Raw genomic sequence first — 15,253 nt, 5'->3', positions numbered from 1 at the left:
ACCGGTCAGGAATGAATCAGCAGTTGCGCACGGTTGATGAGGTGCGGTCCTTGATGGTGGTTTCATCGAACTCATCCCAGTTATGCTCGTCATGCTCACGCTGATAGCCAGCCTCCTTGAGACCGAAGCTCATGTCGGCAACCATCTCCGGACGCAGTTCCTTGAGGTTTTTGACCTCATTCTGTGTCAGGATTCTTGACTTGTCAAATCCAAGATCGATTTCAATCTTGTTGTTCTTGGTCTTGACGCGGTCGATATCGTAGAAACGCTTGGTAATGGTGGTTTGCGCAAAAGCCTTCAGGCATCCGAGCATGTACTTGCGCACATAGGGGTCCTTGATCCAGGGGTAGCTGAAGAAGGTTTTGCGGGCATAGAACCGTGCATACGATTTCAGAACGCCCTTGAGCACATCTTCACGCTCCATGTTATCCGGCTTGATGATCGGCGTAACGAAGTTATACTTGGAGTAGTCGCGAACCTCAACCCTGTCGCCAAGTTCCTTGAACAGATCGGAGAATGGCCATGGAGTGTAGATGGTCCAGTTTGCCATATCGGGATCCCAGTCCTTGCAGAGCTGGTAGGTCTCCTCAATGGTCTCGGGAGTTTCATGCTCAAGTCCCATCACAAACTGCGCTTCGGCTACAATACCGTTTTTCTGAAGCAGTTTGATGGCATACTTGTTCTCCTCAATGGTTGTCTCTTTACGGAACCGGTTCAGGTTCATCTGGCTTGCAGCCTCGGTTCCAAGCGAGACGTGCACAAGGCCCGCCTTGCGGAAGAAGGGAAGCAGGTCGGCATCACGCATGATGTCGGTCACGCGGGTGTTGATACCCCAGGAGACGTTGAGTTTGCGGTCGATCAACTCCTGACAGAGTGAAACGAACTTCTGCTTGTTGATGGTCGGCTCTTCGTCGGCAAGGATAAAAAATCCAACGTTATATTTTTTGACCAGCACCTCGATTTCGTCAACAAAAAGTTTCGGGCTGCGTGCACGGTACCGGCGCCAGAACTGCCACTGTGAGCAGAAGGTACAGGTAAAGGGACATCCTCTTGCGAAGTTCGGTACAGCAAGACGGCAGTTGAGCGGGGTGTAGATATATTTATCCCAGTCGTAGAGACTCCAGTCGGGGGTAAGGGTATCGAGGTCCTCGATTACCGGATGTGCTGCGGTTGCAAACACCTTGCCCTCGTCATCAAGATAGGCGATACCGGTGATGTTTGCACGGTTCTCTCTGTCGGTACCGGCGGCAATCTCTCTGATGAGGTTGACGGTTACCTCTTCGCCTTCACCTCGTACCACGTAGTCGGTTTCCGGTGCCTCGCTCAGTACCTGCGGGTACATGAAGGTGGAATGAATACCACCCATGATGGTTCTGATCTTCGGGTCGACCTTTTTGGCGACCTTCATGATATCCTGTGCCTTGAAGATAGATGGGGTAATATTGGTGGCCATCACAACATCAGGCTTGTTTTTTCTGATGATCTCTTCAATCTGATCGTCTTCAAGATTGTCGGCCATGGCGTCAACGAAGCGCACCTGGTCAAATCCTGCCTGTTTCAGGGCGCCGCCGATATAGGCGACCCAGCTTGGCGTCCAGTTACCTGCAATTTCAGCTCCACCTGAATGATAATTTGGCTGAACCATCAGTATTTTCATCAGTCTTCACCCTCCAGATATGTTTTTTACAAAATAGGAATCTCTTTACGCGGTAACGGGAACGCCGATCTGCCAGAAAAAAATCCCTTGACTTTTAATTTACAATTTATTTGGAAAAATCTCTTATGGTTTTAACATAAACCTCTTCTACTTGTGAGATGCATTCATCAGCATGGTGTGATAAAAACCAAAACTGATCTTTTCGCGACTTTTCACCTGCATGCCGGCTTTTTCCATTGCCCGTTGCATCTCCTCATCGCGGATCATCTGGATGGTTGTTCTCCTTTCCTTTTTTGGGAAGTAGCCTCCGATCCAGTGCTGGAAAGCAAGAATATTGTTATAGGGAGCGTAGGTGAAAATAACCGACCCTTTTGTCAGGCTGCTCAGATTCCGGAAGGCCTCGGCAAATCCTTCTGCAGGGTAATGGATCAGCACGTCAAAACAGACCACAGCATCATAGGTGCCGCTGACCGATTCAATGGTATTGACTTCAAACTCGATGTTTCTGTCGACACCCTGCTTTATGGCCTCCTCTTTTGCCTTTCCTACCATCTGCGAGGCTATATCTACCGACTTTACCTTATAACCGGCTTTTGCAAGTCTGATGCTGAAAAGTCCTGTACCGCATCCTGCATCAAGCACGGTTGCTCCTTTCGGCAGTCCAAGTTTCTGCAACCAGTCAAATGCCTTGTCCATCATGACCGCATGCCCCTGACGGACGGTATTGCGTACGGAGGAGAGTTTGTCATCTCCGTATATGGAGGCCCAGCGCTGGAAGCCCTGCCCATTGAAATACGAACGGAGCATTTTTTTGTGCTCTTCAGCATTGAAAGAGGAACTGCTCATGGTAAAAGTTTTGATGTTTCGTGATGTAGTTAATAAAAGTTGCAGGCACTCACTGATGAGCCCCTTCGATTCTTGTTTCAAGGTCTGCATAGAGCTCCTGCAGCTCCTCGATCGTTCCCTCGTCTGCTTCCCAGAATCCACGAGAGTGCGCCTCAAGCAGCCTCCGGGTCATCGATATGGTGGCATGCGGATTAAGAGCTGTAAGGCGTTCCAGCATGGCTTTATCCTGGAGGAATGTTTCACTGAACTGATCGTAAGTCCAGTTTTTTACTGCTGACGCCGTAGCACTCCATCCATAGGTGTTGCTGAGATGGGACTCAATCTCACGAACTCCCTCATAACCGTGTTCCAGCATGGCATCGTACCATTTCGGGTTGAGCAGCTTGGTGCGGGCTTCAAGCGAGACCATTTTTTCAAGCGAACAGATTCTCTGCTTTTTACCCGTACCGTTGATATCGCCCACCATCACCTTCGGTTTTGCCTTACTCAGCTGCTCCACGGTTTTTGAAACTCCGCCAAGATACTCATAATAATGATCAATATCAGAAATACCGATTTCATAGCTGTCAATATTCTGGAAAGTGAGGGTCACATGTTTCAGTGCGGCGCGAAGGGCCTGAGGGCACTCCTGCCACTCTCCGGCCGGGGTTACGGCAAAACTTTTGCGACTGACGAAGGCATCGGCAAGCTGGTTCTCCTCCTCCCAGCTGCTGCTCTCCACCAGGTGATTGACATTTGCACCGTAGCTTCCGGGAGCGTTCGAATAGACCCTGTTCGAGGCCTCCTCAAAGGAGCATGCACTCTCCTGCATCTCCGCCAGCACATGCTTGCGTATGAAGTTCATCTCTTCCGGCTCATCTGCTGCCGCGGCCATCCGTGCCGCCCTGTCGAGCAATCGAACCTGCAAGGAGAGCAGATCGCGGAAAATACCGCTGATGGTTATGACGACATCAATGCGCGGGCGACCAAGTTCGCTGAGGGGAATGAGTTCGACATCGCTGATCTTGCCCAGTTCATCGGTTTTGGTTTTTACTCCCATGAGTGAGAGTGCCTGGGCAATACCCTCGCCATCACTTTTGAGGTTATCCGTTCCCCAGAGGATCAGGGCGATGGATTCCGGCAGCTCGCCACTCTCCTCCCGGTAGTGAAGAAGGAGTTCTTCAGCAAGCCGTTTCCCGCTCTGCTGTGCAAACGAGGAGGGGATCGTGTATGGGTCGAGACTGTGAATGTTACGGCCTGTCGGAACGATCTCCGGATTGCGAACCAGATCATTGCCGGGAGATGGAGGGGTGAATTTTCCCTCAAGGGCGTGCAGCACAGCCTTGAGTTCCCGGTTGTCGGCAAGATGTATCAGTACTGTGTTCAGGAAGTGCCACAGGCGATGGAGTTCTGCGGGCTTGATACCGGTTTCACGACGAAGATAGTTATCAGCGTCCGTGATTCTGACAGCAAGGCTTCCTTCAAGCAGCCTTGCTATAGGCAGATCGGGGTGGTTTTCAGGATCAAGATGTCCTATAAAGAGCCTGACTGCTTCACGGGCGATTGCTGATACTTCCTGCCATTTTACCTGTGCATCCCGGTCACTTCCCATAAGATCCTGCAGTTGATGGAAGTCATAGTGCAGGTGACGGCAGATCAGTTCGTTGAGTGAAATCCCGTCAAGTTCGGGGCGGCTGTGTGCCGAGAGAAGCGTGAGATGATCAATGAGGCTGTTTGGTGCCTGCGCTTCACCCATGATGTGCAATCCGAGCGGAATCATCCGTTCCTCTATGGTGTAGAGTTCACTTTGCAGCCGCGTGATATACTCCCCGGTCTCTGACTCATTCACGGCGGTGTCGAGCTCAAGAGCGGCAGCCAGCTCCCTGATCTCAAGAAGCAGCTCATCGGAAGATGCCGTGCGGAAAGCAGCAGCCAGATCCTTCAGCTTTCGCAAATCCTTGTAGAGACCGGCATGTTCAAGCGGAGGGGAGAGGTAACTCAATAGGGTGGCAAATCCCCGGCGTTTGGCAATTGCACCTTCGCTTGGATTATTGACAGAGTAGCAGTAGAAGTTCGGCAGAGAGCCGATCAGTTGTTTTGGCCAGCATGCGGCTGAAAGACCGGTCTGCTTGCCGGGCATGAACTCAAGAGCTCCATGGGTACCGAAGTGAAGAACCGCATCAGCATTGAAAACGTGTTCAAGCCAGGTGTAGAAGGCGGAAAAGGCATGGTTCGGAGCTGCGTCTTTGGCCATGAGAAGACGCATCGGGTCGCGTTCGTAACCGAAACTTGGCTGCTGACCGATAAAGATATTGCCGAGTGAGCAGCCGAGAATATGGAAACGGACTTTGTCGTTAAGAATTTCGCCCGGAGCGTCGCCCCAGAAGGGCTCAATACGCTCATAGGCCGGAAAGAGCCTTCGGTACTCTTCCAGGGGGAGATGGGCTTCCACATTTCCGTCAGTGCCGTAGATGAGCCGGTTCCCCTCAAGCAGCAGATCTTTAAGCGCTTCAGCGCTTTCCGGTACCTCTACGGTATATCCTGCCGCGTTCATTTCGAGGAGCAGGCGGTGCAGGCTTTCGAAAACATTGAGATAGGCAGCCGTTCCTGCATTGCCGAGATTTGGCGGAAAATTGAAGAGAACGACAGCAATTTTTTTGTCGGCCAGCGGTGACTGCTGAAGTTTAAGCAGTCGCTGGACTCTGCGGGAAATGATCTCTATCTCCTGCACAAGCGGAACGGTCTGCTCACTTCCGGTTTCTGTACCGGCATAGACCTGTGGCTCTATGGTGCCGTCCAGTTCAGGCACAGCTACACTCAGTGCGGTCTGCAGTGGGGTCAGGCCAAGCATGCTTTCACGCCACTGCTCGATGGGCTGAAAAGAGAGCGGTATGAGATTGAAGCAGGGGATATCAAGTTTTTTCAGCACGGCAACCGCCTCAGCAGCCTTTGTTTCAGCAGGCCCCCCTACAAGAGAAAATCCTGTGGCGTTTACCAGCAGTGAGGGTTTCAGTGAACCGGGTGTTTCAGGATTGAAAAACTGTTCGAGTGCCGGGCGAAAATCCAGCCCGCCGCTGTAGGCGATAAAGCTGTTGATCCCTTTCCTCTCAAACGATCGAACCAGAGCATCGAGGTGCGCCGTGTTTTTACTCAGTACGGTTGATCGCATGGCAAGGATTGCTACAGGACCGAGCTTGAGCTCCGGTCTCTTTTTTTGCTGCCAGTCGAGAAATTTGGAAGCCGTAAAAAATGGTTCGGGCGCTTCGGGATGGCAGATGGCAGCATCGGGATAAAAGAGCGGATCCTCCTGCGGCAGTTTCCCTTTCCATCCGGGAGCATACCGGTCAACCAGAAGAGAGAGAAAGCGTTCCAGATTCTCCTGTGAACCATTCAGCCAGAACTGATGTGCAGCAATAAAGGTATGGATATCACGAGCCTTCCCAGGGATGTGCTTCATGATTTTGCTCACGCTTCTTACGAGTGCCAGCTGGCGCTGGCTCTCACCGTGGCTCTGTTTTGGTTTCAGCTTAGCCGCCCATTGCTGGAATATCCCGGTTTCCTTCGACTCATCCTTTTTTTGTTTGCGAAGCGAAAAACGACCGAGCCTGGTCTGGGAAACCAGGGCGGGATTGCTTGTTATCATGCACACCGGGCATGAGAGTGTGTTCAGCATCTTTTCGAGGGGTCGAACAATATCCTCGCTGAAGAGCATTGAACCAAACACGAAATCGGCATTTGGCAAGGCTGTTTCAAGCGTTTCCCAGAGTTTAACGCTGTTATGGAGTCCGAGACTGAAGACTGAAACCTCCAGATCGAGTTGGAACTTCCTGTTAAGCTCACCGGCAGCCGCTTTGAGGGTGCTGTTATTGGTGGCTTCCATGGTCAGAAATACAAAACGCATAGGGTAAACCTCTTTATAGAACGTGATTGCCAAACGCTTCCACCCTCTTTTGAGGTGTCCGGCATCGTGAAGCGTTACTCTTTTCAGATAGCTGCAATGGCAGCTGAAGAGCTGGGAGCGTAAAGAGGTATCAGATCAGCAGGATTCGATTCTGCTGGAAGAGGTTGGAGGGTTTACCGAGATATGAAGGTGTTGAAACTATCCGGTTATTCAGGATATGGATGCAGCTCTGAAGGGTATGATAAGGGATATGCAGTATGGAAGTGAATCCGGGAAACGAAGGATGGGATCTCTCTGAACCGAGAGAAACGTTTAATAACCCGCTCAGACGATCAATTCCAAAACCAGGGGGCAGTGAAATACCGGGAAGTGAACGATCTCCGGAAGCTACAATACCCTCAGAGAGAGAGTTCGTTTTTGACTTGGAGTTTAGTGACGAAGTCTTGACAAGCAGGTTAAAGCCGACAACGGAGACTACGAAGAAGAGGAACACCTCAATTGAACGCCAGATGTTGCGTGCTATATTGCAGTGCCTTTTGTTCATAGGGGTTGTTTTAGAAGTAATATACCAAAAGGCCTGATAATAAAGAAACAGGCTTTCTCAGGAGTGCCGGGTGCTGAGAAGATTTGTCTAAAAAGACAAGGATTGTAAAGGACAGCAGTGACTTCAACGACGAAGAGAATTATCAGTGCAACCAATCAATTCAAGCTAAACCTTCTTTCAGGATCTTCAATCTCCCATAAGTCCTGTAAGTCATAGAGGTGCTGTAATTCCCGGCCTCCGCCGCTATGCAAAATCTTTTTACTCTTGTCCACTCTGTCCATTAGAGTCTACCATTTCTTCGTCCACTTCTCTTTCATTAAAACAAAAAAGCACGGGGTAAACCGTGCTTTTTTGTTTTAATGATCTTTGTGTAATGCGGCTTACACCTCGATACCTTCCAGACGGTCTTCGAGATCGGAGTAGATCTCCTGAAGTTTTTCGATCATCTCCGGATCGGCACTCCACATTCCTCGGCCGCTTGCTTCAAGCATACGGCCAACAATGTTCTTGAAGGCTTTTGGATTGACCTTCATCAGGCGTTCACGCATTTTCGGGTCCATTGCGTAGGTTTCAGCAGCCTCCTTGTAGACCCAGTCGTCTACGCCCTTGGTGACGGCGTCCCACCCCAGCATGTAGGTAAACCGGTTGCTGATTTCGGTAGCTCCGCTGTGTCCCTGCTCCAGCATCGTCTCAAACCATTTCGGGTTGAGCAGCTTGCTGCGGAACTCCACCTTGAGCGCCTTGTCGGCATCGTCGATTTTAACATCGGCCGTAAAGGTCTCTACGTAGTTCAGTTTCACATTGTCGCCTTTCGGGTTGCGGCGTCGGGCAGAGAGCTGAAGTGCTCCCGATGAGGAGAAGTAGCGGTCAATATCGGTAATGCCGAACTCTGCCGAGTCAACCTGCTGGACAACCCGGTCAACCGTACTGAGCAGACCTTTGAGAATATCGGTCTGCTGGTCACCGTAACGGTTGCCGCCGTAGGCAAAACCGGTGCGCTTGATGAACATATTGTCAAGATCCTCTTCGGACTCCCATGCGGAATCTTCAACAAGCTCCTCAACCTGTGAACCGTAAGCTCCGGGTGCCTGGGTGAAGAGACGCGAGGTTGCACTCTCGAAATCACTTCCCGCTTTGAGTGCTGCATCCACATGCTTTTTGATATGGTTCATCTCATGCGGCTCTATGGCTTTTGCGGCATCCTTTACCAGTTTGTCGAGGTGATCGACAAGGACTCCGAAGGTGTCGCGGAAGATTGAGCTGATCTGGATCAGGACATCGATTCTCGGACGGCCGAGCTTTTCGAGAGGCACGAGGCTGTAGTGGCTGATTTTGCCCTGTGCATCGTATGCCGGTTCAGCTCCCATGAGATGAATGATGACGGCTACAGCTTCACCCTTGCTCTTTATGGTGTCAAGTCCCCAGAGCACCTGTGCAATAGTTTCCGGGTACTCGCCGTTGTTCTCTTCGACGTGGCGGTTGATAATGGAGTCGGCAATCTGCCTTCCGCGCTTGAATGCCAGTTCCGAAGGAATGCGCCAGGGGTCAATGGCGTGGATGTTGCGTCCGGTCGGCAGAATCCCTGCTCCATCACGCACCAGATCACCACCTGAGCCCGACGGGATATACTGGCCGCAAAGGGCGCGGAGGAATCCCTTCATCTCATTGCTGTTGTCCTCCAGCGCGCGCTTGAGAGCAACTCCTTCCTGGAGTGCGGTTTTTATGGCTTCACCCATCTCCTGCGAAATTTTTGCTCCGCCGGTAAGCACGTTAAAGACAGTTGCCGGATTGCTCTGGCCGAAAATGGTCTGCTGGATAAACTCGCGTGTATGATCGTCCACCTGTTCACGGGCCTTCATGGCCTGCGGTTCTCCCTTGCGGGCGCGGGTTGCGAGCGAGGCATAATCGCCAAAGAGTTTGTCTTCACCGATAGCCTGCATGATGATGGATGGCAGCGATTTTTCATTGCCGCGTACTTTCAGGTATTCGGTAATCGTTGTTACCTGGGTTTCAAGCTTCGGTGTTTCGCCAAAGACGTGCAGCGAGTTGGAGATCAGGCGTCCTTCAAGCTCCATCATGTAGGTGTAGAGACGGCTGATATAGTCCTGGAAGCTTTCGCCCTCGATGCGCGGGCAGTCATCAGTCAGATTGAGCTGCTGCGCCTTGGTGAGAATGACCTCTTCGGTTTCGACATCCACAATCTTTTCAAGTCCGCGCTCGCGGTAGTCATTGAGCATCTCTTTGAAAGCAGGCAACTCCTTGTAGAGGCCGGCTCTGGCAAGCGGAGGAATGTTGTGCGAAATCATGGTGGCATAGCCGCGACGCTTGGCGATGTTGGCTTCGCTCGGGTTATTGATCGGGTAGATATAGAAGTGCGGTACCTCACCGAGCAGGGCGTCAGACCAGCAGTCACCGGTTACACCGAGCTGAAGGCCGGGCATCCACTCAGCCGTGCCGTGCATGCCGATATGCACCATGGCACTGGCGCCGAAGACGCGGCTGATCCAGCGATAGAAGGCTATATACTGATGGTGCGGCGTGTTCTCCTTGTCGAAGAGCAGGCGCATGGGGTCACCCTGGATACCAAGGCGCGGCTGAACACCGATAAAGATGTTACCGAGCGTGAGTCCGCCGATAAAGAGTTTGTCGGGCTTGATCGGTCCGATCTCTCCGGGGAAACCGCTCCAGCGTCCTTCAATGCGTTCGCGCTCTCTTGAGCTGGTGATGCTGTTGAAGGTATCTCGGTCAATAGCAAAGCAATCCTGCTCATGTGCCTGAATTTCGTAATCGGTTGCTTTGTCGAGCATCGCAAGCAGAGCTTCCGGTGATTCCGGCAGTTCGCCGACATTGTACCCTTCAGCACGTAGCGTCAACAGAATATTGTAGATACTTTTCGGTACATCAAGCAGTGCAGCGCTGGCCTTTTTACCCATGCCGGGCGGATAGTCGTAGACTACAAGAGCAACTTTTTTCGCCTTGTTTGGAAGTTGACGCAGTTCGGAAAACTTTTTGGCGATTCCTGCAAGCCGTTCAAGGCGGTCAGGAACAGTCTGAAGACGGCCATCCTTGATGGCGCCGAGCACAACCGGGCATACGGCACCGTCCATTTCCGGCAGTGAGTAGGTCATGGCTGACTGAAGCGGTACAACACCCTGCGATTTCCATGAAGCCACATCCTGTATGAAGAGCGGCTGTGAAACAACGTATGGCGCATTGATTTTACCCAGAATTTCGTCACGTGCGGCTGATGATGCGCCAGGTGTTGTTGCGCCTGCCGGGCCACCCACAAAGCCGAAACCCATCATGTTGACGAGCATGTCGATGTTGTTGTGGGTAAACCACTCCCTTGCGGCAACGTGACCCTCAACACCCATAACAAAGACCGGCAGGGGGTTGAGCCCTTTTGCTTCAATAGCCCGGATTGTATTGTCGATATACTCCTTCTCCTGCAACAGATGCTTGCGGAAAAAAAGGAGGCCGATGTTTCTGTTTTTGTCAGAACCTTTCTTATGCTTGTGCAGCCATTTTTCGTAGTGGTGGAGATCCTTCTGGTATTCCGGTGCATCCGGGTGATAGAAGCCCATTGTTGGTACTTCAACCACCTTTTCAACCTTGACTCCCGCCTCAAAGTACTCTGCCATGATGTAGTTGAACATCGATGCCAGATTATCAGTGGTCGGGTTCATCCAGTAGGTGTAAACCTGCATCCAGTTCTTGAAATCCTTTGCCTTTTTCGGGATGAGGGGCAGCATGGTGCGCATGATTTTCAGCAGCTTCATGTAGCCGTAAAGTGCATCCTCATCGCGTCCCTTTACCAGCATCTTGGCAACCTTCTTGACGATATCGGGCATGCCGCTTCCGTCTCCGGAGACGACATAACTGCCTATTTTTGTCATCTGCATCACTTCAGGCATAGACTCATAGGCAAAGATGGTTTTCACCTTTGACTGTTCGATCTGCTCCTGAAGCCAGTCAGCCTGTCCCTTGAACTGTATCAGTGTGGTGAAAATGCAGTCGGCATTGCGGATGGCTTCAGCTGTTTCAGGATTCTGATGCTCAAGGTCCTGATCGGTCCATTGGGTCAATTCGGCATGTGCGGAAATTTTAGCCGTGACCTCGCGCCATACCCGCTGATTGCATTGCTCCATCCCGACAATAGCGGCAATTCTGATTTTATCGTGCATAGAATTACAAAAGATGTGCGTTTGATGTGGTTGTAACAGGATTGAAAATGTAATAAAATCCCTTGATGAATGCTAACGATTAAAAAAGCCAGCCCCTCTCGGGGAGGGGCTGGCGTCACAAGTGATAGCTAAAGTGCCTGCGGATCTCTCAGAAGGTGAAATCTACACCGGCAACATAACTGCGTCCCGGAGCACGGAACCATTCGGCCTCTTCGTACTGTGTGTTGTTGATGTTTTTGCAAAGCAGGCTCACCGAAGCGGCTTCGCCAGCCTGATACTTCAGACCGGTATTGAATATCACAAAATCACCAGGATAGTTGGCTCTGGTCGAGTTTGGATGTGAACTGACTGATTTGTACTGCGAGACATAGCGACCGTTCACATTAAGCGAAAGCTTGCCGGTTGGTTTCCATGTTGCTCCGGCTGAAGCGGTATGCTCAGGCCGGTAGGGGAGCCAGAATGGATCAGGATTGAGATGCTGCATATCATTCAGGTTTGTAACATAGGAACGGTTTTTGGCAACCATGTAGGTGTATGCAACGTTAAATGCCCAGTCACTTGCCGGTCTGTAGTTCAGGCCGGTTTCGATTCCATAGATACGTGCTTTTGTGATGTTCTGGTATTCAAACTTGTTACCGGGTGATATGACAGACTCGATAAGGTTATCATAGTTGTTCAGGAATCCGGCTATATCCAGAGAGAGCTGGTCTCCGAACTCTTTGAACATGCCAACCTCATAAGCGGTCATGGTCTCCTTGTCCAGCGCGGCATTCGGGGAGCCGGTGTAAGGCCCGGCACTGCGAACAAAACGTTCGTAGAGGGATGGAGCACGGAAGCTCTTGCCCCAGGAAGCGCGCAGGGACATATCATCCATTGCCTTGAAGTTGAGTGCGACACGGGGACTGAACGCATCGACCGACTTGTGCTGAATGGCAACCCATGGACCTGTAGCTGAAGTCACTTGTGCAATATCTGCATTGATGCCGCTCCAGTCATAACGGAGTGAGAGCAGCGATGTCAGTTTCTCTGTCAGTTTCAACTCATCCTGAACAAAGAGAGCACGGTTATTCTCCTTGATATTGCCGAAAGTATTGGCTGTTGGCCACTGGGCGAGAAGCTGTGTTGTCGTTACATCTACCACACTCCCCTCAGCTCCGAAAAGCACACGGTTGTTGTCGTTTGCTCTCCAGTCGAGTTTTGCTCCAACACCGATACGATCGGAATAGGTTTCGTTAAAGTCGCCCGCTGCCTTGTTGTAATAGGGAATTGGCACAGAGAGCTGTCTTGCACTTGTTGTATTGTATTCGTAACGGGTTGCGTTATGAGTATAGAATACTTTGGTATCAAGACTGAGATTGTCACCGAGTAGGTTGACATAGTTCAGGCCGACCAGCGCATTCTTGCGCTTGATCATGTCATCGTAATAGTATGAGCTGTTATTGATATCATAAGCGCGTTCAGGATGGGCGGTGAATACCGTGAAGCTGTCTCCGGTATACCACTCATAGGCGTAGCCGCCTTTCGTCTGATTGTAAAAGGCACTGAGCAGAAGATACTGGCTGGCATCGATGTCGTAACGCGCTTTCAGTTTTATATCATCCAGCAGCGTATTGGCATTCTGGCGGTAGCCGTCATCAGTGCTGCTTGTGTAGAGGATGTTGTAGTTCAGTTTTCCGCTCTTGTTGCCGAAACCGACATAGGTGTTCCAGAACCACGGGGTATGCTTGTCATTGTAAAACACACTCTGGTCGGTTGACGGGGGCTGAGCGTAGAAGCCGCCATTCAAACCGGCTTTTACTTCGAGTTTGTCCGGAAGATGACCGAAAACGTTTACAACACCACCCATGGCACTTGAACCGTACAGGGTAGCTGCGGCACCTTTAAGAATTTCGACCTTGTCGGCGGCATTCATGTTGACCGAAGACCATGCGACTTCACCGGATTCCGGTGCATTGATGGGGAAGCCATCGTAGAGTGCGCTTACACGGGTGCCGATACCGCCACCCTGATAGGTGTTTGAGCCGCGGACCTGAACGCCGGAGGAGGTCTGTCCGCCTGCGCGTGTTACCACAACACCCGGAACATCCTCAATTATTCTGTCAAGAGTCGGGTTGGCCTGCTGCTTGATCTTTTCCTGTGAGACCACGTTGGCGGTTACCGGAACATCAAGGCGGTTCTGCTTGTAAAGTGAAGCGCCGACCACGACTTCGGAAGCCATAATGGTGGTCTGACCGATCTGCAGGTTGATCTGGTAGGTCTGGCCGTTAGCAACGGTAACAACCTGGCTTGCCGGAGCGTAACCTACAATGGAGATGGAGATTTTCTGCTGTTTTGCGGGAACACTGGAAAGTGTAAAGTTGCCGTTCATGTCAGTAGTGGTGCCTATAGAGGTGCCGGCAATACTGACCGAAGCTCCGTAAACGCCTTCACCGTCTGCTTTGTCGGTGATTTTACCTTTTACTATGCCGTAGTCAGCTCCGAGGGCAGGGAGCGGCATCAGTGTAGCCGTCAGGCAAAATGCCGACAGAACAAAACGGGCAACGCGATACTTCTGCGCATGTTTTGTTTTCATGGTTGTGTGTTGTCTGGTTGCAATGATACGAACGAAAAAAAACAGGATAAAACTTTGTTAATCTTTGTCAGCTTTGCAATAATCATCAACACGCTATATCGGCAATCACTACTGATACAATAACCTGAACATCATTCGTCATATGGCCATAGTACTTCCAATTTATTAAAAAAAAAGGGAATTGTGCAAAAGTGCAGGTGAAAGTGTCGTAAATCAGGGTGAGGGGAGGAAAAAAGAATCCCCGGTTTTGGCCGGGGATAATTCAAATAAACCATGTAATTGCAGCTCAGATGACCCCGAGTTCTTTGCCTATGGTGGAGAATTCGGTGATAACCTTGTCGAGGTGCTCCTTGCGGTGGGTTGCCATAAAGCTTGTGCGCAGCGCTTCGTGACCGGGCATAACCCCGGGGCGGATAAAGGCATTGACATAAACTCCGGCATCAAACAGCTTTTTCCAGAAAAGCAATGTTTTCATCTGGTCACTGATCAGAACGGTCACAATGGCTGTCCGTGAGGGCATGAGCGTGAAGCCGGCTTTAAGCAGCCCCTGGCGAACGTAATCGGTATTCGCTATCAGTCGCTCGGTGAGCTCGGGCTCATTGCGGATTATTTCAAGTGTTGCCAATACGGCAGCTACGCTTGCCGGTGTGGGCGAAGCGCTGAAGATCAGCGATGATGCGTTGTGTTTGATATAGTTGATGACGGAGCGGTCGCCTGCGACATATCCTCCGAGTGAGCCAAAGGTTTTTGAGAAGGTGCCCATGATGAGATCAACCTCGTTTACCAGGCCGAACTCCGATGGAGTGCCCCGGCCACCTTTGCCGATAACTCCCACAGCATGGGCGTCATCAATAAGAATGCGGGCGTTGTATTTTTTCGCCAAAGCTACAAGTTCGGGAAGATCTACAATTTCACCGGATACCGAAAAGACGCCATCGGAGACAATCAGCCGTCCGGCAGTTTCAGGGATTTTCTGAAGCACCCGCTCCAGATCCTCCATATTATTATGGTTGTATCGGACAAGGTTTGCTCCTGCACCCTGCGCCATGATGGAGGCAGCGACAAGGCTTGCATGGTTGTCGCGGTCGGAAACAATATATTCGCCACGCTGCACGAGGGTAGGGATGATGCCCTGGCCTGTCTGGTAACCGGTACTGAAGAGCAGGCAGCGCTCCTTCTCGAAAAAGTCGGCAAGCTTCTCTTCAAGTTCAATGTGAAGATTGACGGTTCCGGTCATGTATCGTGATCCGCTGCAGCTTGTTCCGTATTTGTTGATCGCCTTGATTGATGCCGCTTTGACCCTGGGGTCTGCAGTCAGGCCGAGATAGTTGTTGGAGCCCGCCATAACGAGCTTTCGTCCTGCAAAGGATACTACCGGCCCTTCATTTTCGTCTATCGGATGAAAAAATGGATATACACCCTGAGCCTTAACTTCATCGGCAAGGGTAAACTCAATACATTTTTTAAATAAATCTTTTGTTTTATCCACAGGAATGCAAATTTATCTCAGCTTTACAAAAAAAGCTGGAATTTCTTGTTCTTACGGTCGTACTGTTTTGTTTTTCTGTCG

General features: G+C 50.9%; 7 protein-coding genes. 1 reads left to right on the top strand and 6 read right to left on the bottom strand.

Features of this window, described 5'->3' with window-relative positions; all coding sequences use genetic code 11:
- Positions 1-16 precede the first annotated feature (16 nt).
- From bchE to G9409_RS02010, 3 genes are all read right to left on the bottom strand, one after another.
- Complete coding sequence (gene bchE, locus G9409_RS02020) at positions 17-1,657, bottom strand: magnesium-protoporphyrin IX monomethyl ester anaerobic oxidative cyclase (protein ID WP_006366721.1); 1,641 nt, start codon at positions 1,655-1,657, stop codon at positions 17-19.
- A 147-nt stretch (positions 1,658-1,804) separates the two neighbouring features.
- Positions 1,805-2,503, bottom strand: a complete 699-nt coding sequence (bchM, locus tag G9409_RS02015; RefSeq protein WP_166807199.1) for a magnesium protoporphyrin IX methyltransferase — start codon at positions 2,501-2,503, stop codon at positions 1,805-1,807.
- A 49-nt stretch (positions 2,504-2,552) separates the two neighbouring features.
- The gene (locus G9409_RS02010) at positions 2,553-6,383 is read right to left on the bottom strand and encodes a magnesium chelatase subunit H (RefSeq protein ID WP_166807198.1); all 3,831 of its coding nucleotides are present in this window, start codon (positions 6,381-6,383) and stop codon (positions 2,553-2,555) included.
- Positions 6,384-6,640: 257 nt separating this feature from the next.
- On the opposite strand from G9409_RS02010, the gene G9409_RS02005 reads away from it, so the two are divergent.
- Positions 6,641-6,964, top strand: a complete 324-nt coding sequence (locus G9409_RS02005; RefSeq protein WP_166807197.1) for a hypothetical protein — start codon at positions 6,641-6,643, stop codon at positions 6,962-6,964.
- A gap of 343 nt (positions 6,965-7,307) precedes the next feature.
- Here the strand turns inward: G9409_RS02005 and bchH are convergent, their stop codons facing one another.
- From bchH to G9409_RS01990, 3 genes are all read right to left on the bottom strand, one after another.
- Entirely contained in the window at positions 7,308-11,111 is a 3,804-nt protein-coding gene (gene bchH / locus G9409_RS02000) for a magnesium chelatase subunit H (protein WP_166807196.1), read from the bottom strand.
- A 148-nt stretch (positions 11,112-11,259) separates the two neighbouring features.
- Positions 11,260-13,683, bottom strand: coding sequence for a TonB-dependent receptor (locus G9409_RS01995; protein WP_166807195.1), 2,424 nt, complete (start codon positions 13,681-13,683; stop codon positions 11,260-11,262).
- 286 nt (positions 13,684-13,969) lie between these two features.
- Positions 13,970-15,172 (bottom strand): aminotransferase class I/II-fold pyridoxal phosphate-dependent enzyme, encoded by a 1,203-nt coding sequence (locus G9409_RS01990; RefSeq protein ID WP_166807194.1) that lies wholly within the window; start codon positions 15,170-15,172, stop codon positions 13,970-13,972.
- Positions 15,173-15,253: the final 81 nt, after the last annotated feature.

Origin of the sequence: Candidatus Chlorobium masyuteum (assembly GCF_011601315.1) — a bacterium.
GTDB lineage: Bacteria > Bacteroidota > Chlorobiia > Chlorobiales > Chlorobiaceae > Chlorobium > Chlorobium masyuteum.
The sequence above is the reverse complement of the archived record's forward strand: the minus strand, read 5'-3'. Positions and strand labels throughout refer to the sequence as shown.

Coding starts and splice junctions, on each gene's coding strand:
- bchE (WP_006366721.1), bottom strand. CDS start 1,657: ATGAAAATACTGATGGTTCAGCCAAATTATCATTCAGGTGGAGCTGAA.
- bchM (WP_166807199.1), bottom strand. CDS start 2,503: ATGAGCAGTTCCTCTTTCAATGCTGAAGAGCACAAAAAAATGCTCCGT.
- G9409_RS02010 (WP_166807198.1), bottom strand. CDS start 6,383: ATGCGTTTTGTATTTCTGACCATGGAAGCCACCAATAACAGCACCCTC.
- G9409_RS02005 (WP_166807197.1), top strand. CDS start 6,641: ATGGAAGTGAATCCGGGAAACGAAGGATGGGATCTCTCTGAACCGAGA.
- bchH (WP_166807196.1), bottom strand. CDS start 11,111: ATGCACGATAAAATCAGAATTGCCGCTATTGTCGGGATGGAGCAATGC.
- G9409_RS01995 (WP_166807195.1), bottom strand. CDS start 13,683: ATGAAAACAAAACATGCGCAGAAGTATCGCGTTGCCCGTTTTGTTCTG.